Source organism: Aeromonas sp. LsrichE-8G, from assembly GCF_022869435.1.
Classification (GTDB): Bacteria; Pseudomonadota; Gammaproteobacteria; order Enterobacterales; family Aeromonadaceae; genus Aeromonas; species Aeromonas caviae.
The window spans coordinates 43,654-62,440 of record NZ_JALIHH010000012.1; the positions used below are offsets into that span (position 1 = coordinate 43,654).

At 65.7% G+C, this 18,787-nt stretch carries 16 protein-coding genes and 1 tRNA gene; 15 read left to right on the top strand and 2 right to left on the bottom strand.

Features of this window, described 5'->3' with window-relative positions; translation table 11 throughout:
• The first annotated feature begins 205 nt into the window (after positions 1-205).
• The 3 genes from MUW49_RS03595 to ppk2 all read left to right on the top strand — a co-directional run bounded on the left by MUW49_RS03595 (position 206) and on the right by ppk2 (position 2,584).
• Complete coding sequence (locus tag MUW49_RS03595; protein WP_210538476.1) at positions 206-1,360, top strand: flagellar assembly protein FlgT; 1,155 nt, start codon at positions 206-208, stop codon at positions 1,358-1,360.
• Positions 1,361-1,410: 50 nt separating this feature from the next.
• Positions 1,411-1,487: transfer RNA gene (locus tag MUW49_RS03600), tRNA-Arg, on the top strand.
• Positions 1,488-1,759: 272 nt separating this feature from the next.
• Positions 1,760-2,584 (top strand): polyphosphate kinase 2, encoded by an 825-nt coding sequence (gene ppk2, locus MUW49_RS03605; RefSeq protein ID WP_113978546.1) that lies wholly within the window; start codon positions 1,760-1,762, stop codon positions 2,582-2,584.
• On the opposite strand, the gene MUW49_RS03610 is transcribed toward ppk2, so the two are convergent.
• Complete coding sequence (locus tag MUW49_RS03610; protein ID WP_113978547.1) at positions 2,581-4,245, bottom strand: SulP family inorganic anion transporter; 1,665 nt, start codon at positions 4,243-4,245, stop codon at positions 2,581-2,583. The genes ppk2 and MUW49_RS03610 overlap by 4 nt on opposite strands.
• A gap of 168 nt (positions 4,246-4,413) precedes the next feature.
• Between MUW49_RS03610 and MUW49_RS03615 the strand changes: the two genes are divergently transcribed.
• A complete protein-coding gene (locus MUW49_RS03615) occupies positions 4,414-5,472 on the top strand; it encodes a PQQ-dependent sugar dehydrogenase (protein ID WP_113978549.1) in 1,059 nt (352 codons plus the stop codon).
• Between the two features lie 16 nt (positions 5,473-5,488).
• The gene (locus MUW49_RS03620; protein WP_084202561.1) at positions 5,489-5,644 is read left to right on the top strand and encodes an entericidin A/B family lipoprotein; all 156 of its coding nucleotides are present in this window, start codon (positions 5,489-5,491) and stop codon (positions 5,642-5,644) included.
• Positions 5,645-5,685: 41 nt separating this feature from the next.
• On the opposite strand, the gene MUW49_RS03625 is transcribed toward MUW49_RS03620, so the two are convergent.
• Complete coding sequence (locus tag MUW49_RS03625; protein WP_113978551.1) at positions 5,686-6,474, bottom strand: DeoR/GlpR family DNA-binding transcription regulator; 789 nt, start codon at positions 6,472-6,474, stop codon at positions 5,686-5,688.
• 256 nt (positions 6,475-6,730) lie between these two features.
• On the opposite strand from MUW49_RS03625, the gene ltnD reads away from it, so the two are divergent.
• The 10 genes from ltnD (at position 6,731) to MUW49_RS03675 (ending at position 18,774) form a co-directional block, all read left to right on the top strand.
• A complete protein-coding gene (gene ltnD, locus MUW49_RS03630) occupies positions 6,731-7,639 on the top strand; it encodes an L-threonate dehydrogenase (RefSeq protein WP_113978552.1) in 909 nt (302 codons plus the stop codon).
• Positions 7,636-8,886, top strand: a complete 1,251-nt coding sequence (gene otnK, locus MUW49_RS03635; RefSeq protein ID WP_113978554.1) for a 3-oxo-tetronate kinase — start codon at positions 7,636-7,638, stop codon at positions 8,884-8,886. The genes ltnD and otnK overlap by 4 nt, the downstream gene beginning before the upstream one ends.
• Positions 8,879-9,511, top strand: a complete 633-nt coding sequence (locus MUW49_RS03640) for an aldolase (RefSeq protein ID WP_049636735.1) — start codon at positions 8,879-8,881, stop codon at positions 9,509-9,511. The genes otnK and MUW49_RS03640 overlap by 8 nt, the downstream gene beginning before the upstream one ends.
• Complete coding sequence (gene otnI / locus MUW49_RS03645) at positions 9,508-10,281, top strand: 2-oxo-tetronate isomerase (protein WP_049636736.1); 774 nt, start codon at positions 9,508-9,510, stop codon at positions 10,279-10,281. Before MUW49_RS03640 ends, otnI begins: the two co-directional genes overlap by 4 nt.
• Before the next feature lie 11 nt (positions 10,282-10,292).
• Positions 10,293-11,267 carry a D-erythronate dehydrogenase gene (gene denD, locus MUW49_RS03650; protein ID WP_244812407.1) on the top strand — a complete coding sequence of 325 codons (975 nt, stop codon included), beginning with the start codon at positions 10,293-10,295 and terminating at the stop codon, positions 11,265-11,267.
• Positions 11,264-12,769 (top strand): gluconate:H+ symporter, encoded by a 1,506-nt coding sequence (locus tag MUW49_RS03655; RefSeq protein WP_198497911.1) that lies wholly within the window; start codon positions 11,264-11,266, stop codon positions 12,767-12,769. The genes denD and MUW49_RS03655 overlap by 4 nt, the downstream gene beginning before the upstream one ends.
• Before the next feature lie 90 nt (positions 12,770-12,859).
• The gene (locus tag MUW49_RS03660; protein WP_198497910.1) at positions 12,860-13,750 is read left to right on the top strand and encodes a DMT family transporter; all 891 of its coding nucleotides are present in this window, start codon (positions 12,860-12,862) and stop codon (positions 13,748-13,750) included.
• A gap of 59 nt (positions 13,751-13,809) precedes the next feature.
• Complete coding sequence (locus MUW49_RS03665) at positions 13,810-15,747, top strand: methyl-accepting chemotaxis protein (protein ID WP_244812408.1); 1,938 nt, start codon at positions 13,810-13,812, stop codon at positions 15,745-15,747.
• 681 nt (positions 15,748-16,428) lie between these two features.
• Positions 16,429-17,829, top strand: a complete 1,401-nt coding sequence (locus MUW49_RS03670; protein ID WP_010673291.1) for an OprD family outer membrane porin — start codon at positions 16,429-16,431, stop codon at positions 17,827-17,829.
• Positions 17,830-17,943: 114 nt separating this feature from the next.
• Positions 17,944-18,774 (top strand): SDR family oxidoreductase, encoded by an 831-nt coding sequence (locus tag MUW49_RS03675; protein WP_244812409.1) that lies wholly within the window; start codon positions 17,944-17,946, stop codon positions 18,772-18,774.
• Positions 18,775-18,787: the final 13 nt, after the last annotated feature.

Here is an 18,787-nt window from a genome sequence, read left to right on the forward strand (position 1 = left end):
CGGGAATGCGCGCAGGATCCTCGATGATCCCAGGGCAAAGGCGCGCACTGTGCCACCGGAGCCCACCGTACGGGCTCCGGCCAGGGAAGAAGGCATGGTTCTTGCTTTTATTTGGTCACCCGCTCCGGTGCAGACCGGATCTGTGTCCAGGATCCCTGACCCGCCTCACCGGCGGCAGCGGGGTCGCCCACTCAAGGTGTTTGTTATGAAAGTTTCGCTGCTGTTCACCCTGCTGCTGGCCAGCCTGTCGGCCAGGGCCGAACTTATCGAGGCCCAGGGCAGTGCCGCCATTCTGGGGGGCGACGAGGTCTACGCCCGCGAGCAGGCAACCCGGGATGCGCTGCGCCAGGCCCTGCTGGCCAGCGGGGCGTCCGTCTCCAGCATCCAGCGCCTGGAAAATGGCAGCCTGCGCTCGGAGCAGATCCAGATCCGTTCCGGCGGCGACATCCGCCAGTACCGCCTCAAGCGCGAAGAGGTGCGCAACGGCCGCATGTACATCACGCTGGTGGCCGACATCCAGGCCGAGCGCCAGATCTGCCAGACCCAGCACTACGCCAAGGATTTGACGCTGGTACGCCTGCGCATGCGCTACCCGGATCAGGCGAGCACCGGCGCCCTGGACGACATGCCCGCCGATCTCTCCCGCCGCCTGTTCGAGACCTTGGCGGCAGCCCCCCAGGGGGTGGTCGCCCGCCAGTGGCTCGACGAGAACCTGCGCATCGATCCGCTCCACCTGCAGCAGGGGGATCGCAGCGCCCTCGAGGAGATCAAGGCCCTGAGCCTGCGCACCGACAGCCAGTACCTGGTGCTCGGCAGCATCGACGATCTCTCCCTCGAGCCTCAGGGCAACGCCCTGACCAGCTGGTATGAGGATCCCGTGCGCAATTTTCGCATGCAGCTCTACCTGTTTGACGGCATCAACGGCACCCTGCTCGGTCGCAAGGAGTACCAGGGGCGCGCCAACTGGACCTTCTCCAAGCGGGAACAGGTCGGCAGCAGCGGCGGCCGGTTCTGGCAGTCGAGTTATGGCCAGGAGGTGGGCTACCAGTTGAAGGAGGCGGCCCAGGACATCGTCGCCGAGCTTGCCTGCGCCCCCGTCACCGCCCGGATCGTGGCCCAGCACGAGCGCGGTCCCCACATCAATCTGGGCCGTCGCAACGGCGTCAAGCTCGGGGATCAGTTCCGCGTCCAGCACAGCGCCGACTTCGTCGACCCCTACGGCAAGTCCCGCGTGATGCGCAATCCCGCCGACGGCCTGTTCGAGGTGGTGCAGGTGTTCGAGGACGGCGCCGTCATCAGCAGTCAGAACAAATATTCGCCATTCAATGTCCAAATCGGTGATTTGGCCGTATTGGAATAGGAATCAAGGGTTTAAAAGCACAATGCTTCTTGTATAATGCCCGCCACAAGGTTCCCGTAGCTCAGCAGGATAGAGCGGTCCCCTCCTAAGGGACAGGCCACTGGTTCGACTCCAGTCGGGAACGCCATACAAAACAAGGGGTTGGCATCGCAAGATGCCAACCCCTTGGTCGTTCTTGGCCCCTTCATCATCCCCCGCCAGCACTGTGCGCAGTGCGGCCCCAGCCCCGTGGGGATGGCGACAACCGGGGCAAGGGCTCGCCGTCCACCTGCCCACCCATGATCCCGATCACCCTCTGCCCTCGCCGCCAACGGCGAGCCGGCGTCGTCATCTACGCTTGAAGGGCGCCGTCCGGGATGACGGCCACTCTCCATCCGTTTGAGACACAAGAAGGACATCATGGGCAGCAAAAAAAAATCCAGGGCTGAACAGCCGGTCGTGGTCGAGGAGCAGAAGCCCCTCGGCAACAAGGCATACGAAAAGGCGCTGCGCCGCCTGCACGTGGAGCTGGTGAAGCTGCAGCAGTGGGTGGTGCACAAGGGGCTCAAGGTCTGCATCGTGTTCGAGGGGCGCGACGGGGCCGGCAAGGGGGGCACCATCAAGGCGATCACCGAGCGGGTCAGCCCCCGGGTCTTTCGCGTCGTCGCGCTGCCCGCCCCCACGGAGCGGGAGAAGAGCCAGCTCTATTTCCAGCGCTACATCCCCCACCTGCCGGCGGCGGGCGAGATCGTCATCTTCGATCGCAGCTGGTACAACAGGGCCGGCGTGGAGCGCGTCATGGGCTTTTGCAGCGAGGAGGCGAGCGACAAATTCCTGGCAGGCACCCCCATGGTGGAGAAGGCCATGGTCGATTCGGGCATCATACTGCTGAAGTACTGGCTGGAGGTGACCCCAGAGGAGCAGGAGCGGCGGCTGCGGGATCGCATCGACGACGGTCGCAAGATCTGGAAGCTCTCCCCCATGGACATCAAGTCCTTCAACCGCTGGGATGACTACACCCGGGCGCGGGATGCCATGTTCATCGCCACTGACACCGCCTGGGCCCCCTGGTTCGTGGCCCGCTCCGAGGACAAGAAGCGGGTGCGCCTCAACATCATCTCCCACCTGCTGTCGCACATCCCCTACGAGGCGCTGCCGGCCGAGCCGGTCAAGCTGCCCAGGCGCAAGATAGGCAAGGCCGCCCCCTCGGAACACCCCCTGCGCATCATTCCGGAGCGCTTCTAGGCAAGCGGGGTGAGCCCGGGCTCACCCCTGCCCTGCCGATACTGGCGGATAGCCGCCCTGGCATTGAACAGCATGCGGCTCTCCCCCAGCTGGCTGGCCAGCCCGCTACGGCGCACGTTCTCGAGCACCCCAGGGTTGAGCCCGGCCAGCCAGAGCGTGACCCCCTTGTCACGCACCTGCCGCTCCCCCTCCATCAGCATCATCAGGGCCGAGTATTCCACGTCCTGCACCCGGCTCATGTCGAGCACCACCACCTCGGGCCTGTGCGTCTCGGTCAGCTGCCGGACCTGGGCCGCCACGTGTTGCGCGTTGATGAAGAAGAGGCGCCCCTCCGGGCGCAGGATCAGCAGGCCCGGGATGGTCTCGTCATCGGGATGCTGCTCGCTGAGCGGGCGCAGCACATCCTCCCCGGGCTTGCGGCCGATCACATAGACCCTGGGGTGCGCCGTCTGGCTCGCCAGCCCCAGCAGGGAGGCGAGGATGGCGACCACTATGCCCTCCAGGGTGCCGAACAGCAGCACCCCCAGGCAGGCGATGACGGCCCAGCGAAACTCCATCATGCGGATCTGCCCTATCTTGCGAAACTCCCCCGGCTGGATGAGCCCCACCGAGTAGACGATGACCACCATCGCCAGGGTGGCGCTCGGCAGCCAGGAGAGCAGCGGGGCGAGGAAGATCATGGTGGCCAGCGCCATCGCGGCGGTGACCGCGGAGGCCCGCTGGCTCAGGCCCCCGACGGAGCGCACCACCGCCGTCTGGGAGGTGCCGCCCCCCGCCGGCATGCTGCCGCAGAAGGCGCCCCCCAGGTTGGCCAGCCCGGTGGCCACCAGTTCCCGATTCGCATTGATCTCGGGCTCCTCCTTCCCCACGAAGGCCCGCCCTGCGGCGATAGTCTCGGTGAAGCTCATCAGCGCTATGCCCGCCGCCCCCGGCAGCAGCTGCAACACCAGGGTCGGATCCGGCATCGTCAGGCTGGGCAGGCCGGTGGGGATGCTCCCGACGATGGCGACGCCCGCCTCGTTCAGGCCGAGGCCCCACACCAGCGCGATGCCGACACCCACCCCCAGCAGGGGGGCGGGGGAGTGGGGAAAGCGCCACTCCATGAACACCAGCACCACCAGGGTGGCGAGGGCGACCCCCAGGGTCAGCCAGGAGGTCTGGGGCAGCGCCTGGCCGAGGTGGTAGAGATCCAGGAAGAAGTTCTCCTTCTGGAGGTGCACCCCGAACAGCTTGGGCAGCTGGTCGAGGATGATCACCAGCCCTATGCCGCTCTTGAACCCCACCAGCACCGGCAGGGAGATGAAGTTGGCGATGAAGCCGAGCCGCAGCGCGGCCGCCAGCATCAGCATGGCCCCCACCATCAGGGTCAGGGTGGCCGTCACAATGAGCAGCCGGCCTGGGTCGCCGTCCGGAACCACCAGTCCGAGCTGGGTGGCGGTCAGGATAGCCAGGGTGCTGGTGGAGCTGACGCTGAGCACCCGGGAAGAGCCCAGCAAGGCGTAGATCACCATGGGCACGAACGCGGTGTAGAGACCGATCGCCACCGGCAGCCCCGCCACCGTGGCATAGGCCATGGCCTTGGGCAGCACCACGGCCGCCGCGGTGACGCCGGCCAGCAGATCGGACAGGAGGCGCCCAGGCGCCGACGCAAGTGATGACATCTGAATCCTCCATTATCCCGGGTCCGGGCTGGCGCACTATTCGCCTTGATGACAGTGTGAAGTGTAGGCGGCGAAGTGATGCAATAGCTTGTTGTGTCTCACGTTTTCCCGCTCCCTTCCCCTATACTTCAGCGACGTTCAGGCCTGGCCAGAGAGAGGATATCCCCCATGTTGCGACTGCTTGCCCTGCTGCTTGTCTGCCTGGCGCTCCCGGTGCGGGCGCTGACCCTGACCCAAGTGGCGGGGGAGCTGCGCCACCCCTGGGGGCTCGCGTTTCTCCCCGATGGCGGCTACCTCGTCAGCGAGCGCCCGGGCCGCCTGCTGCGCATCGACGCCGGCGGCGAGCGCCACCTTATCTCGGGCCTGCCCCCCCTCGCCGCCGCGGGTCAGGGGGGGCTGCTCGATCTCGCCCTGGACGGCGAGGGCTGGGTGTATCTCAGCTACAGCGAGCCGGGGGACGGCGGCGCCGGCACCGCCGTGGCCCGGGCCCGGCTGCAAAAAGATGCGTTGGTCGACTGGCAACTGCTGTTTCGCCAGCAGCCCAAGGTCGCCGGTGGCGCTCACTTCGGCTCCCGCTTGGTATTGATGGATGACTATCTCTTTATCACCCTGGGGGATCGCTACAGCGAGCGGGCGCGGGCCCAGACGCTGGACAACCACCTCGGCAAGACGGTGCGCCTGCACAGGGATGGCCGGGTGCCCGCCGACAATCCCTTCGTCAAGACGGCGGGGGCCCTGCCGGAGATCTGGAGCCTGGGCCATCGCAACATGCAGGGGGCGGCGCTGCGCCCGGTTAGTCAGCAATTCTGGGCCCACGAGCACGGCCCCCAGGGCGGGGACGAGGTGAACCTCATCCTGCCCGGCCACAACTACGGCTGGCCCAGAGTGACCTTCGGCGAAGAGTACGGTGGCGGCAAGATTGGCGTGGGCCAGAGCGCGCCGGGCCTGACGGCGCCGCGCTGGATCTGGGTGCCCTCCATCGCCCCCTCGGGCATGACCTTTTATCAGGGGGGGCTGTTCAAGGAGTGGCGGGGAGATCTGCTGGTCGGCGCCCTGCGCGGCCAGGCCCTGTTGCGCCTGCGCCTCGACGGGGACACCATAGTGTCACAGGAGCGGTTGCTGACCGATCTGGGGGAGCGGATCCGTACCGTCAAGGAGGGCCCCGACGGCGCGCTCTATCTGCTGACGGACTCGGGTCAGGGACGCCTGCTCAAACTGACCCCATAGGATGCAAGGAGGAAGGATGAACGCGAATCGCATGCTGCTGGTGCTCTGTGCCAGCCTCTGGTTGCTGGGCTGCAACACCATCCACGGGATGGGACGGGACATCGAGAAGGCGGGGGAGGTGATCCAGGGCTCAGCCAACCTGGCGGAGGAGCCGGCGGCAGGCAGCCGCTGACCCGGGGCCCGTCCCTGACCAGTCTCAGGGACGAGGCCCCCTCACTCGGCGCTGACCGCCAGGCTGGCCAGCGGCGCCATGGTCACCCTGACCCCGTGCTGGGCCAGCGCCTCGCGGGCACTCTGGGGCAGTTGCTCGTCGGTGATCACCTGATCGATCGCATCCCAGCTCACCACGTTGAAGGTCCCCACCTTGCCATATTTGGACGAATCGCAGATGAGGATGCGGGTCGCCGCCGACTCCACCACGGCCCGCTTCACCGGCACTTTCTGTTCGCTCGGGGTGGAGATCCCCTGACTGTCCCAGGAGGAGGCTGACAGGAAGGCAACGTCCAGATGGAGGTTGCGCAGGAAGTGGGCGGTGGCCTCCCCGGCACAGGACTGGTTCTCGCGAATGACCTGGCCCCCGGTGTGATAGAGGCGGCAGCGGCCGTGCTCGATGAGGTAGGCGCAGACCATGAAGTCGTTGGTCACTATCATCAGGTCTTCCCGCAGCGCCAGCTCCCGGGCCAGCTCCAGGGAGGTGGTACCGGCATCCAGATAGACGGTGCTCCCCTCGCTCACCTGGGCGGCGGCGAGCCGGGCAATGGCCAGCTTGGCCCCCTGCATCAGGCTGCGCTTGGCGGCGTGGGAGGGCTCGCTCTTGATCCGCTGGGAGAGGCTGACCCCACCCGAGACGGAGAGAACCCGCCCCTGCTCCTCCAGCTTCTGGATGTCGCGCCTGATGGTCATGTGGGAGACCTGCAACCAGTCGGTCAGCTCCACTATGCTGACCACGCCGCGCTCTGCCAGCAGTTGCAGGATACGTTGCTGTCGCTCTACGGGAATCATCTTGCCTCGCGCCTCGGGGAAGGGAAGGCGCCATTCTACCCCAGCGACCTGGGAAAAAATGATAAATAACCTGCAACGGGCTCAAAAATCACATTTATTCACACAAAAAACGCCAAAACTTGACTCGAAAGAATCTCAACTCTCTCAAATAACAAAAATTAACATCAATTAAGTTATTTTTTGTGACGACTGCCTGATATTTCATCGCCGCAAGCCTCTACTATCGGCTCATCAGTCGTAATCGAGGAATCACGAGATGAGCACTCCCTATCATGTTGCGGTCATCGGCCTGGGCGCCATGGGCATGGGCGCCGCCCGTTCCTGCCTGCGGGCTGGGCTCACCACCTATGGCATCGACATCAGCGAACAGGCTCGCGGCCAGTTGCAGCAGGCCGGTGCCGCCGCCGTCATGGCCGATGCCAGGCCCCTGGCTGAGACGCTCGATGCGGTGCTGTTGCTGGTGGTCAACGCCACCCAGGTGCGCCGCATCCTGCTCGGCGAAGCGGGGCTGGCTCGCCACCTCAAACCGGGCACCGCCATCATGGTCTCTTCCACCATCGCCGCCGAAGAGGCGAGCGCCCTGGCTGCCGAGCTGGCGCTGATGGGGTTGCCGATGCTGGATGCGCCGGTTTCCGGCGGTGCCATCAAGGCCGATGCCGGCGAGATGACGGTGATGGCCGCAGGCTCAGACGACGCCTTCGACAAGCTGGCCCCGGTGCTGGATGCGGTGGCCGGCAAGGTCTACCGGGTCGGCAGCGAGCCGGGCCAGGGCAGCACGGTCAAGATCATCCACCAGCTGCTGGCCGGGGTGCACATAGCCGTTGCCGCCGAGGCCATGGCGCTGGCCAGCCGGGCAGGCGTGTCCCTGGATCTCATGTATGACGTGGTGACCCATGCCGCCGGCAACTCCTGGATGTTTGAAAACCGCATGCCCCGGGTGCTGGCCGGTGACTACCAGGCCCGCTCCGCAGTGGACATCTTCGTCAAGGATCTCACCCTGGTGGCCGACACCGCCAAGGCGCTGCGCTTCCCGCTGCCGCTCGCGAGCACGGCGCTGAACATGTTCCTCGGCGCCAGCAACGCAGGGTACGGCCAGGAAGATGACAGCGCCGTCATCAAGATCTTCTCCGGCATCCAGCTGCCGGGTCAGGAGGAACTGCTATGAAACTCGGTGTCATCGCAGACGACTTCACCGGCGCTACCGACATCGCCGGTTTCCTGGTGGAGAACGGCCTCTCCACCATCCAGTTTGCCGGCATCCCGGCAGCGGCGGATCTGACCGGGGTCGATGCCGTGGTGATCAGCCTCAAGAGCCGCTCCTGTCCCGCAGGCGAAGCGGTGCGCGACTCCCTGGCGGCCCTCGACTGGCTCAAGGCCCGCGGCTGCCCGCGCATCTACCAGAAGTACTGCTCCACCTTCGACAGCACGGCGGCGGGCAATATCGGCCCCGTCACCGACGCCCTGCTGGCGGCGCTGGAGAGCCGGTTCACCCTGATCTGTCCGGCCCTGCCGGTGAATGGTCGCACCGTCTATCAGGGCAACCTCTTCGTGGGGACCCAGCCGCTGGCCGAGTCCGGCATGCGCCACCACCCCATCACCCCCATGACCGACAGCAACCTGCTGCGGCTGATGGAGGGACAGGCCCAGGGCCGCGCCGGTCTGGTGCCGTTCAATACCATCGCACAGGGTGCCACCGCCATTGCCGACGCCTTTGAGCAGCTAACACAAGCTGGTGTGCGCTACGCCGTGGTCGACACCCTGACCGAGCAGCACCTGCTGGACATCGCCACCGCCGCCCTCGACATGCCCCTGGTGACCGGCGGATCCGGCCTCGCCATCGGCCTGGCCCGTCAGCTTGGCAGCGGCGATCTGCAGGGTGCCCGCGAGGCGGGCTGGCCCAGAGGCACCCGCGCCGCGGTGCTGTCGGGCTCCTGCTCCGAGATGACCAACCGTCAGGTGGCCCGCTATCGCCAGCACGCTCCTGCCCTGGCGCTGGATGTGGTGCGCTGCCTCGAAGAGGCCGACTACCCGGCCGAGCTGGCGCGCTGGGTACTGGACCAGCCCCGGACCCCGGCGCCGCTGGTCTACGCCACCACCAGCCCGGCGGAGCTGGCCCGCATTCAGGAAACCCACGGCCAGCAGGCGGCCAGCGATGCGGTGGAACACTGCTTTGCCCGCCTAGCCCAACTGCTGCAAGGCGCCGGCGTGGACCGCTTCATCATCGCCGGTGGCGAGACCTCGAGCCGGGTCACCCAAGCCCTTGGCGTCAAGGCGTTCCACATCGGCCCGCAGATCGCCCCCGGAGTGCCCTGGGTGCGGGCCATCGACGCCCCCCTGTCGCTGGCCCTCAAATCCGGCAATTTCGGGAGCGACGACTTCTTCGACAAGGCTCAGGAGTACTTCCATGACTGAACAGGCACTGCGCGACACCATGGTGATGCTGGGGGCCTCCCTCTTCCAGCGCGGTTATGCCACCGGGGGCGCCGGCAACCTCTCCGCCCTGCTGCCGGACGGTACCCTGATCGCCACCCCGACCGGCTCCTGCCTGGGACGGCTCAGCGCCGACAGGCTCTCTCACGTCAATCTGCGGGGGGAACACCTGGGGGGAGATCGCCCCTCCAAGGAGGTGGCCTTCCACCTTGCCATCTACCACAACAATCCGGACTGCCGGGCCGTGGTACACCTGCACTGCACCCACCTGACCGCCCTCTCCTGTCTGGAGGGGCTGGATCCGGCCAACGTCATCCGCCCCTTCACCCCCTACTACGTGATGCGGGTCGGCCAGTTGCCGCTCATCCCCTACTACAAACCGGGGGATGCCCGCATCGCCGAGGAGCTGGGGCGCCACGCCCCCGAAGGCAACGCCTTCCTGCTTGCCAACCACGGCCCCGTGGTGACGGGCAAGGATCTGGTGGATGCGGTCAACAACATGGAAGAGCTGGAGGAGACGGCGCGCCTGGCACTGATGCTCCATGGCCACGCCATCCGCTACCTGAGCGAACCCGAAATTGATGAATTGAGGAGGATGAAACCATGAGCAAGTTTGCCGCCAATCTCACCATGCTGTTTACCGAGGTGCCGTTCCTGGAGCGCTTCGCCGCCGCCCGCGACGCAGGCTTCGAGGCGGTGGAGTTCCTCTTCCCCTACGAGTGGCCGGCCGCAGAGCTGGGCCGCCGCTTGCGCGAGCAGGGGCTCTCCCAGGCCCTGTTCAACATGCCGCCGGGCAACTGGGGCGCGGGGGAGCGCGGCATGGCTGCCATCCCGGGGCGGGAAGCGGAGTTTCGCGGCCACCTGCCAAGCGTGCGTGACTATGCCCTGGCGCTCGGCTGCACCAAGGTACACGCCATGAGCGGCATCGTAGACCCTGCTCATAGCCTCTCGGCCCACCGCCAGACCCTGACCGACAACATCCGCTTCGCCGCCGACTTCCTGGCCGAAGACGGCATCAAGGTGCTGCTCGAGCCCCTCAACGATCGGGATGTACCCGGCTACTTCCTGGCCCACCAGCTCGACGCCCTGGCCCTGGTGCAGGAGATAGACAGACCCAACGTGGGGGTGCAGCTCGACCTCTATCACGCCCAGATCATGGACGGGGATCTCACCCGTCTCATCGGCAAGCTGGGCCCGGCCATCGGCCACGTCCAGATCGCCTCGGTGCCGGATCGCCACGAGCCGGACGAGGGGGAGATCGCCTACCCCCACCTGTTCAAGGTGCTGGCGCAGGCGGGCTACCACGACTGGATAGGCTGCGAGTACAACCCCAGAGCCGGCACCCGGGAAGGGCTGGCCTGGCTGACACAACAATAACGACCCTGAACATGAACGAGTCTGAGGATAACAAGATGCAGATCATCATCACCGGCGGCGGTGGCTTCCTGGGCCAGAAACTGGCCCGGGCCCTGCTGCAAGGCCCCCACCCCTTCACCGAGCTGCTGCTGGTGGACATCCAGCAGCCGCAATCCCCTCTGCCGGACCCCAGGGTTCGCTGTCTGCGGGCCGACCTCACCGAAGCCGGTGTCGCCGAGTCCCTCATCAGCGAGCGGACCGCCGTGGTCTACCACCTGGCGGCCATCGTCAGCAGCCACGCGGAGCAGGATTTCGATCTGGGCTGGCAGGTCAACCTGGACACCACCCGCACCCTGCTGGAGGCGTGCCGCCATGCCCGGCCGGGCATCCGCTTCGTCTTCACCAGCTCGCTCGCCGTCTATGGCGGCCCGCTGCCGGAGCTGGTGAATGACGGCACGGCGCTCACCCCCACCTCCTCCTACGGCGCCCAGAAGGCCATGGGGGAACTGCTGGTCAACGACTACAGCCGCAAGGGCTTCGTCGACGGTCTGGTATTGCGCCTGCCCACCATCTGCGTGCGGCCGGGCAAGCCGAACCGCGCCGCCTCCTCCTTTGTCAGCAGCATCATCCGCGAGCCGCTGCAAGGGGAGAGCGCCATCTGCCCGGTGAGCCCGGATCTGCGCCTCTGGCTCTCCAGCCCCGCCACCGTGGTCGCGAACTTCCTGCTGGCGGCCAGACTTCCCGCCACCGGTGACGCCCGCAGCATCAACCTGCCCGGCATCAGCGTGACCGTCGGCGAAATGCTGGAGGCCCTCGCACGGGTCGGTGGCCAGGCGGCCCGGGATCGGGTGCAGTTTGCCGCCGATCCGGCCATCGAGCGCATCGTGGCGAGCTGGCCGGGACGCATCGACAACCTGCGGGCCAGCGCCCTCGGTTTCGCGGCAGACAGGACGTTTGCCGACATCATCGACAGTTTCATCACCCATGACATGCAGGAGGCATCATGAGCGACATCCCAACCCCCATCATCGGTCTCATCATCGCGGTCTTCGTGCTGGTGTTCCTGGTCATCCGCACCCGGGTGCACGCCCTGATCGCCATGCTGGCGGCGGCCTGCATCGCCGGGATCACCGGCGGCATGAGCATCGACAAGACCCTCACCGTGATCACCCAGGGCTTTGGCTCCACCCTCGGCAGCATCGGCATCGTCATTGGCCTCGGGGTCATGATGGGTCGCCTGCTTGAGGTCTCCGGCGCCGCCGAACAGATCGCCTACAGCTTCATCAAGTGGCTCGGCAAGCGCCGCGAGGAGTGGGCCCTGGCCATCACGGGCTACATCGTCAGCATCCCCATCTTCGTGGACTCCGCCTTCGTCATCCTCTATCCGGTGGCCAAGGCGCTGGCAAAAAGTGGCAAGCGCTCCCTGCTCACCCTGGGGGTGGCGCTGGCGGGCGGCCTGGTGGTGACCCACCATACCGTGCCGCCGACCCCGGGCCCGCTGGGGGTTGCCGGTCTGTTTGGCGTGGACATCGGCGCCATGCTGCTGACCGGCATGGCCCTGGCCATCCCCTGCGTGCTCGGCATCGTCTTCTACGCCCAGTGGCTCGACAAGAAGTACCCCGAGTTCGGTGCCCAGGCCGCCCAGACCCCGGACGAGCTGCAAGCCACCTATGAGCAGTACCTCAAGGAGAAGGAGGGCAAGACCCTGCCGAGCCTGACCCTGTCGCTGCTGCCGATCCTGGTGCCCATCGTGCTCATCTTCGTCAAGGCCATCTTCACCACCCTGGCCACCCTGGAGGGCATGGACGGCCTGATGGCGAACCCCCTGGTGCAGGGCATCAACTTCATCGGCACCCCCATCATAGCGCTCGCCATCAGCGTGCTGCTGGCGGTCTACACCCTGGTCCCGCACATGGACAGGCACGCCACCGCCGCCCGCCTGGAAGAGGGGCTGCAATCCGCCGGCATCATACTGCTGGTGACCGGTGCCGGCGGGGCGCTGGGAGCCGTGCTGCGCGACAGCGGTGCGGGTCAGCAACTGGCCGAGCAGATCGCCCAATTGCCCATCTCCCCCATCCTGATCCCCTTCATCGTGGCGACTCTGGTGCGCCTCATCCAGGGGTCCGGCACCGTGGCCATGGTGACGGCGGCCTCCATCTCCGCCCCCATCCTGGCGCAGATCCCCGGGGTCAACATGCTGCTGGCCGCCCAGGCCGCCACCATGGGGTCGCTCTTCTTCGGTTACTTCAACGACAGCCTGTTCTGGGTGGTCAACCGCATGATGGGGATCTCCGACGTCAAGCAGCAGATGATCGTCTGGTCCATCCCGACCACCATCGCCTGGGCCATCGGCGGCACCGGCGTCGCCCTGCTGAACCTGATGTTCGGCTCCGGCGGCACCTGGTTCGACCCCGTGCTGCCGCTGCTGGTGCTGGCGCTCATCGTCTGGTACGTCAAGGGGCAGTCCCTGGCCCCGGCGGCAGGGGTCGTCCCGAGCCGGGAGTCATAACCCGCACCGTCACGGCAACGCTGTGTGACGAGGGCCAGTCTGCTAGACTGGCCCTCTTTTTCGTTCATTCATCTTGCAAAGGAGTGTTGGATGCCTGCGTCTTCCTGGTGGGACAAGTCCACCGGTTTTGCCCTGCTCACCATCTTGCTGTGGGCCTCCCTCGCCGCGCTCACCTCCCGGATCACCAGCGTCTCGCCGCTGGTGCTGGTCGGGCTGGTGCTGCTGTTCTGCGGGGCGGGCACCCTGCCATTCTGGCGCCAGTGGCGCGCCAGCCCCCTCACCTGGCTGGTGACCATCACGGCCCTGCTGCTCTATCACCTGCTGCTGTTCACAAGCTTTCGCCACGCCCCCGTGCTGGAGGCGAACCTCATCAACTACCTGTGGCCGCTGTGCATCATCCTGTTCACCCCCTTGCTGCTGCCGGGCCACCCCTTGAGCCTGCACCACCTGCTGGCCGGGGCCCTGGGTCTCGCGGGGTCGGTGCTGGTGATGGTCGATGGTCACCTGCAACTGCAACAGGCCCACTTGCCCGGCTACCTGCTGGCGCTCGGCGCCGCCATCGTCTGGGGCGCCTATTCCGTGCTCTCCCGCCGCCTGCCTCCCGCTCCCGCCGTGATCACGGCCGCCGCCTGCCTGCCCGCAGGGCTCCTGGCCCTGCTGCTGGCATGGATGCTGGAAGGCCCCTTGCCATTCGCCCGGATCCCCCAGGGTGACTGGCTGCTCATCGCCGGGCTCGCCCTCGGCCCCATGGGGGCGGCCTTCGTCACCTGGTATCTGGCGCTCCGGGACGGGGATCCGCGCCGCATCGGCGCACTCGCCTACCTCACCCCGTTGCTGAGCACCCTGCTGCTGGTCTGGCTCAACGGCGAGGCGCTCACCCCGCGCCATCTGCTGGCGGGGGCCCTTATCATGGGCGGCGCCCTGCTGGGCCTGCTGGTGAAAACACCGAAGACTCAGCCAGTTGCAGAGCCTCTGTCATAAAAACGCCATCAGGCCTGCTTAAGCTCACGCCCATTGCGTGGTTCAAGCAGGACTGAAAAGTGAAAATTGCCCATTTTGCCTCCCTCTCCTCCCTCGTCTTGTTGCTGGTGGCCGGTGTTCAGGCCGCCGCCCTCTATCAGGGCTGGCAACAATTCAACCACTCGGCCCAGGCCCAGCGTCTGCAGGAGCGCCTGCAACAGCAACTGAGCGGTCCGCTGCAGGGGGCGCTTCGCGACTATCTCGGCAGCGGGGATCCCCTGCTGCTGGCCCAGGCCCAGGGCGTACGCCAGCAGGCGCTGGCGCTGTTGTCCCGCCTGGAGGATCCCCAGACCCAGCCGCTAAACGCCCGGCTTGAGCAGATGAAAACCCGCATTGACGGCGACTATCTGGCGGCGGGCAAGCTCTCCGGCAACAGCCAGTGGTTGCTGCAAAATGCCGAGAACGAGTTGACCACCCAGGCCAAAGCCTTGCTCCGTTACGGCCAGCAGGGAGCAGCCGCCGGGCGGGATCCGGCCCTTGCCGAGCAGTATCGCCAGGGGGCGGCCGACATCCTGACCGCCCTCCCCTCCCTCGCCCACCAGCGCCAGAACTACATGGAGCAGGCGAGTGCCAAGCGTCTCGAAGGGCTGCAATTCGAGCTGGCTGCCCTGCAAAAGCAGGCCGACTCCCTGGCCGCCCTGCCGAGCCTGGAGCTTTTCGAGGAGGCACCGGCCGACGAATTCACCCTGGGAGAGCCGATACGCAAGGAGCTCGGGGATCAGCCCAAAGCCGAGCTGACCTCCCTGCTCAAGCGCTATCCCCAGGAGCTGGAAAACAGCCGCAAGGCGCTGCAACAGCAGCAGGCCGCTCGTCAGATGGTGCAGCAGGACATCACCCAGCTGCTGCAAGCGGGGGAGCAATTGGGTGAACAACTCGCCGCCGCCCGTCAGACGGTGAACCGGGAACTGGCCACGGTGCTCGGCGTGCTGGCGCTCTGCCTGGTGGTGGTCGCCCTGCTGTTCGCCCTGGTGCAGCGCCGCTGGCTGGTCAGCCCCCTGCTGCGGCTGCGGGCCGCCTTCCTGCAGCTCGACGCCACGGGTCAGGCCCAGCTGCTGACCCCGGGGCGCGAGCGCAACGAGCTGGCGGACATCGTCGCGAGCTACAACCGCCTGATACAGCGCCTGCAACAGGATCAGCAGCAGAAAGAGGGCCAGCTATCGGCGGTGTCGCAAAGTCTGCAAGGGATGGTCAACCAGGTGCAGGAGATCCATCACAGCACCCGCACCACGGAGCAGGCGGTGGATGAGAGCGACACCATGATGCAGGAGCTCAACCAGCTCGCCAGCGAGGTGCACCAGGTCGCCGCCGAAATCGCCCAGCACGCCCAGCACAATGAACACTCCATGAGCCAGAGCGAGCGGCTGGTCGGGGGCATGCTGACGGCTACCGCCCAGACCGGGCTCGCCATAGACGAGAGCAGCGGCGCCCTGGCCCAGCTGACCCGCTCGGTGGAGGACGTGACCGCCATCGTCGACGTCATCGGCCATATCTCCCAGCAGACCAACCTGCTGGCCCTCAACGCCGCCATCGAGGCGGCCAGGGCCGGGGAGCAGGGACGCGGCTTCGCGGTGGTAGCCGACGAGGTGCGCCACCTCTCCGCCGACACCCAGCGCTCCCTCGGCCAGATCACCGAGATCCTGGCCAGCCTCACCCAGGCGGGGGATCAGCTCGCCACCGTGCTGGCCCGCATCACCGCAGAGGCCGCCGAGCAGCGTCAGCAGGCGGAGCAACTGCGCCAGACCACCCTGACGGTGCGGGAGATGGCGCGCAGCACCGCCGTCATCGCCCTGCAAGGCGCCGACAATGCCAAGAGTCAGGAGCACAGGCTGGCGAGCTTCGCCGCCCTCATCGGTCGCATCAGCCAGCACGCCCGCCAGGGCAGCCGCCTCTCGGTACAGGTCTCGGAGCATATCCACCACCAGGCCCAGCAGATCCCCCGTATCCTGAGCCAGACCTGATAACCCCCGGGCCTGGTTCGCACCAGACCCGGGGCGCGCTCCCTGTCAATCTCCCCGCGGCCCGGCCTTGCCGCAACCCTTCCCCTGATACTCCCGTCACGTCTTCACGGGCGATGACGGGTTGCCTCATCCATTCAGTCACAGACTCCCTCACCCCTTTCACATCTCTGGTCCCCCTGTCTGTCGGGGCGACGGCTCACGCTCACGACAGTGGGCATCCGGCCGGGTCCATCTTTTTTTGTGATACAAAATTATATGTTGCCACCGGGTTAACAAAGAAAGTTCTGCCTTGACGGCAAGATCTGCGCAGGAGAACGGTGAAATCACCATGAAAGCGCTGTCATTGCCGACATGAGTGGCCTGGGAGTGCCCACACCAAGAATCATGATTATTTGCACTCGGTCATATTTTTGAAACTTGCCGGGAACTTTACATTGATATTTCGCACCGCGAACGTACTCTTGGTGATGTCAGATCGCCAAGGATCGACAGCCAAAAAATAACGACTGTAACGATGCAGATAGCCCCGACCGATGCGCCAAGGCATCAGGCACAAGGGCACGACAGAGAACCATTTTTTTGCCCTTCGGGGTGTTGATTGCAATGCCAATACCGAGCGGCGGGTGCCTACCCGGCTGCCGGATAAAAAAGCTAAGTCCATAAAATCAGGAGCAATAACAAATGGAAAAAGTGATCTTCAAGCGCGCCGCGTTGAGTGCTGCCGTGGTCGCGGCACTGGTCGCACCTGGCATGGCGTTCGCCGCTCAAGACATGATGAGCCCGGAATACGGCAAGTCCTACAGCGCCTTCATCGACGAAGGCAAGCTCACCGGTGGCCTGTTCTACTTCCAGCGTGAGCGTGATCGCGTCCAGGCAGGTCCGGGTCAGGATGGCAAATACCACTCCAACCTGAGCCATGCCACCACCCAGGCAGCCCTGAACTTCAACTCCGGCTATGCATGGGGTGTGGTCGGCGTCGACGTGGGCGGCTTCGGTGCCTACGACCTGGCCGTTGACGAGAGCAATGGCGTCAACGAAGAGAACGAGTTCTCCTTCTGGGGCGACAAGTGGGGTTCAGGTGGTGACGGCGTTCCCGAGAACGGCTTCAGCCTCTCCAACGCCGCCCTGAAATTCAAGTTCGGTGACGCCGTCACCGCCAAGGGTGGTTACACCCAGCTCTATGTACCCGGCATCCTCGGCGTCAACTGGTCCTATCAACCCGGTACCTACCGTGGTGGCCAGATCGAAGGCACCTTCGGCGGCCTCTACCTGACCTACGCCATCGCCGACGAGTACAAGGCTCCCTGGTTCAAGAACACCACCGGCTTCTCCAAGAGCAGCCCCTATGCCAGCGATCCCTTCACCGATGCGAACAAGATCGACTACATCCACGGTCTGGCCGCTCGCTACACCTTCGAGAACGGCACTGCCGTCACCGCCGGCTTCGGTCAGTCCGAAGGCTACATGGACAGCTACCACTTCAAGCTGGCCCACAAGTTCGACGTACTGGGTGGCCTGAACACCAGCTACCAGTTCTACGGTTCCGACACCGAGAACAGCGACTATGACGGCCTGGCCTGGCAACAAGCCCTGACCGCCAGCTGGGCAGCCGGCCCCTATGGCTTCCGTCTGGAAGGCCTGTGGACCAAGGCTGAAGGGGATCTGGGCAACTACCTGCCCCGTCTGACCCGCGGCTACGGCAACTCCCAGGGCGCGAACGAAATCTGGTGGGATTCCCGCTCCGACTGGAACCACAACGACGAGAAAGCCCTGTTCTTCGGCGTGACTCGTTCCCTGGATGATCTGGTGGGTGCACCGGGCTGGGGCGTGGGTGTCTCCGGTGCCTACGGCTGGGATGCCAACAACGGCGACAAGTCCCTGGAAGGCGGCAAAGAGTGGGCAGCCAACTTCGACGTCATGTACACAGTGCAGGACGGCAAGCTGAAGGGCACCCTGTTCAAGCTGCACTACACCGACTACAACAACGAACAGGACGACAAGGGCAGCTGGTACTACCCGAACATGTTCAGCTCCGAGCATGACGTCAAGTTCCACATCATCATGCCGTTCACCATCATGTAATCAGGCATCTGACGTGACCGAAAACCGGGCCTCTGGCCCGGTTTTGTTTTTGGTGGCACCACGCTACCATGCCAGCTTCGGGCCACCTGCCGGCCGTCAATCAGGACCATGCTCATGCCCCATCCCTTCGTGCTCGTCACCGGCTGCTCCAGCGGCATCGGCCTCGCCGCCGCAAGAACGCTCGGCGCCCGGGGCTTCACCGTCATCGCTTCCGCCCGCAAGGCCGAGGATGTGGCCCTGCTACAGCAGCAGGGTCTGTTGGCGGTGCAACTGGATCTGGCGGACAGCGCCAGCATAGAGCGAGGGGCGGCAGAGGCGCTGGCCCTGGCAGAAGGGCGCCTCTACGGCCTCTTCAACAACGGCGCCTACGGCCAACCCGGTGCGCTGGAAGATCTGCCCACCGAGGCGCTGCGCGAGCAGTTCGAGACCAACCTCTTTGGCTGGCATCACCTCATTCGCCAGATATTGCCCCCCATGCTGGCGGCAGGCGAGGGGCGCATCGTACAGAACAGCTCGGTGCTTGGCCTGGTGGCCATGAAGTATCGTGGCGCCTACAACGCCAGCAAGTTCGCGCTGGAAGGCTATACCGATACCCTGCGCCTGGAACTCGCGGGCAGCGGCGTGCACATCAGCCTGATCGAACCCGGCCCCATCGACACCCGGTTTCGCGCCAATGCCCGGGAGGCCTTCCTGCGCCACATAGACCCCGCCACCAGCCGCCACCAGGACGCCTATGCCCAGACGCTGGCCAGGCTGGAGCGTGAAGAGGGTGCCCGGGGCTTTACCCTGCCAAGCGAGGCCTGCATCCCGCCGTTAGTGCATGCGCTCACGAGCAAGCGTCCCAGGCACCGCTACCCGGTCACCTTCCCGACCAAATTGTTTACCGTGCTGCGCCGCCTGCTGCCAAGTCGCTGGCTTGACAAGCTGCTGATCAAATCCGCCTGATAAAAGGGGCCCT

Bases quoted from the DNA above. Each gene is read 5' to 3' on its own strand.
- MUW49_RS03625 (WP_113978551.1), bottom strand. From the start codon at position 6,474: ATGATTCCCGTAGAGCGACAGCAACGTATCCTGCAACTGCTGGCAGAG.
- MUW49_RS03620 (WP_084202561.1), top strand. From the start codon at position 5,489: ATGAACGCGAATCGCATGCTGCTGGTGCTCTGTGCCAGCCTCTGGTTG.
- MUW49_RS03615 (WP_113978549.1), top strand. From the start codon at position 4,414: ATGTTGCGACTGCTTGCCCTGCTGCTTGTCTGCCTGGCGCTCCCGGTG.
- MUW49_RS03660 (WP_198497910.1), top strand. From the start codon at position 12,860: ATGCCTGCGTCTTCCTGGTGGGACAAGTCCACCGGTTTTGCCCTGCTC.
- MUW49_RS03610 (WP_113978547.1), bottom strand. From the start codon at position 4,245: ATGTCATCACTTGCGTCGGCGCCTGGGCGCCTCCTGTCCGATCTGCTG.
- ppk2 (WP_113978546.1), top strand. From the start codon at position 1,760: ATGGGCAGCAAAAAAAAATCCAGGGCTGAACAGCCGGTCGTGGTCGAG.
- MUW49_RS03655 (WP_198497911.1), top strand. From the start codon at position 11,264: ATGAGCGACATCCCAACCCCCATCATCGGTCTCATCATCGCGGTCTTC.
- MUW49_RS03675 (WP_244812409.1), top strand. From the start codon at position 17,944: ATGCCCCATCCCTTCGTGCTCGTCACCGGCTGCTCCAGCGGCATCGGC.
- ltnD (WP_113978552.1), top strand. From the start codon at position 6,731: ATGAGCACTCCCTATCATGTTGCGGTCATCGGCCTGGGCGCCATGGGC.
- otnI (WP_049636736.1), top strand. From the start codon at position 9,508: ATGAGCAAGTTTGCCGCCAATCTCACCATGCTGTTTACCGAGGTGCCG.
- denD (WP_244812407.1), top strand. From the start codon at position 10,293: ATGAACGAGTCTGAGGATAACAAGATGCAGATCATCATCACCGGCGGC.
- MUW49_RS03640 (WP_049636735.1), top strand. From the start codon at position 8,879: ATGACTGAACAGGCACTGCGCGACACCATGGTGATGCTGGGGGCCTCC.
- MUW49_RS03670 (WP_010673291.1), top strand. From the start codon at position 16,429: ATGGAAAAAGTGATCTTCAAGCGCGCCGCGTTGAGTGCTGCCGTGGTC.
- otnK (WP_113978554.1), top strand. From the start codon at position 7,636: ATGAAACTCGGTGTCATCGCAGACGACTTCACCGGCGCTACCGACATC.
- MUW49_RS03595 (WP_210538476.1), top strand. From the start codon at position 206: ATGAAAGTTTCGCTGCTGTTCACCCTGCTGCTGGCCAGCCTGTCGGCC.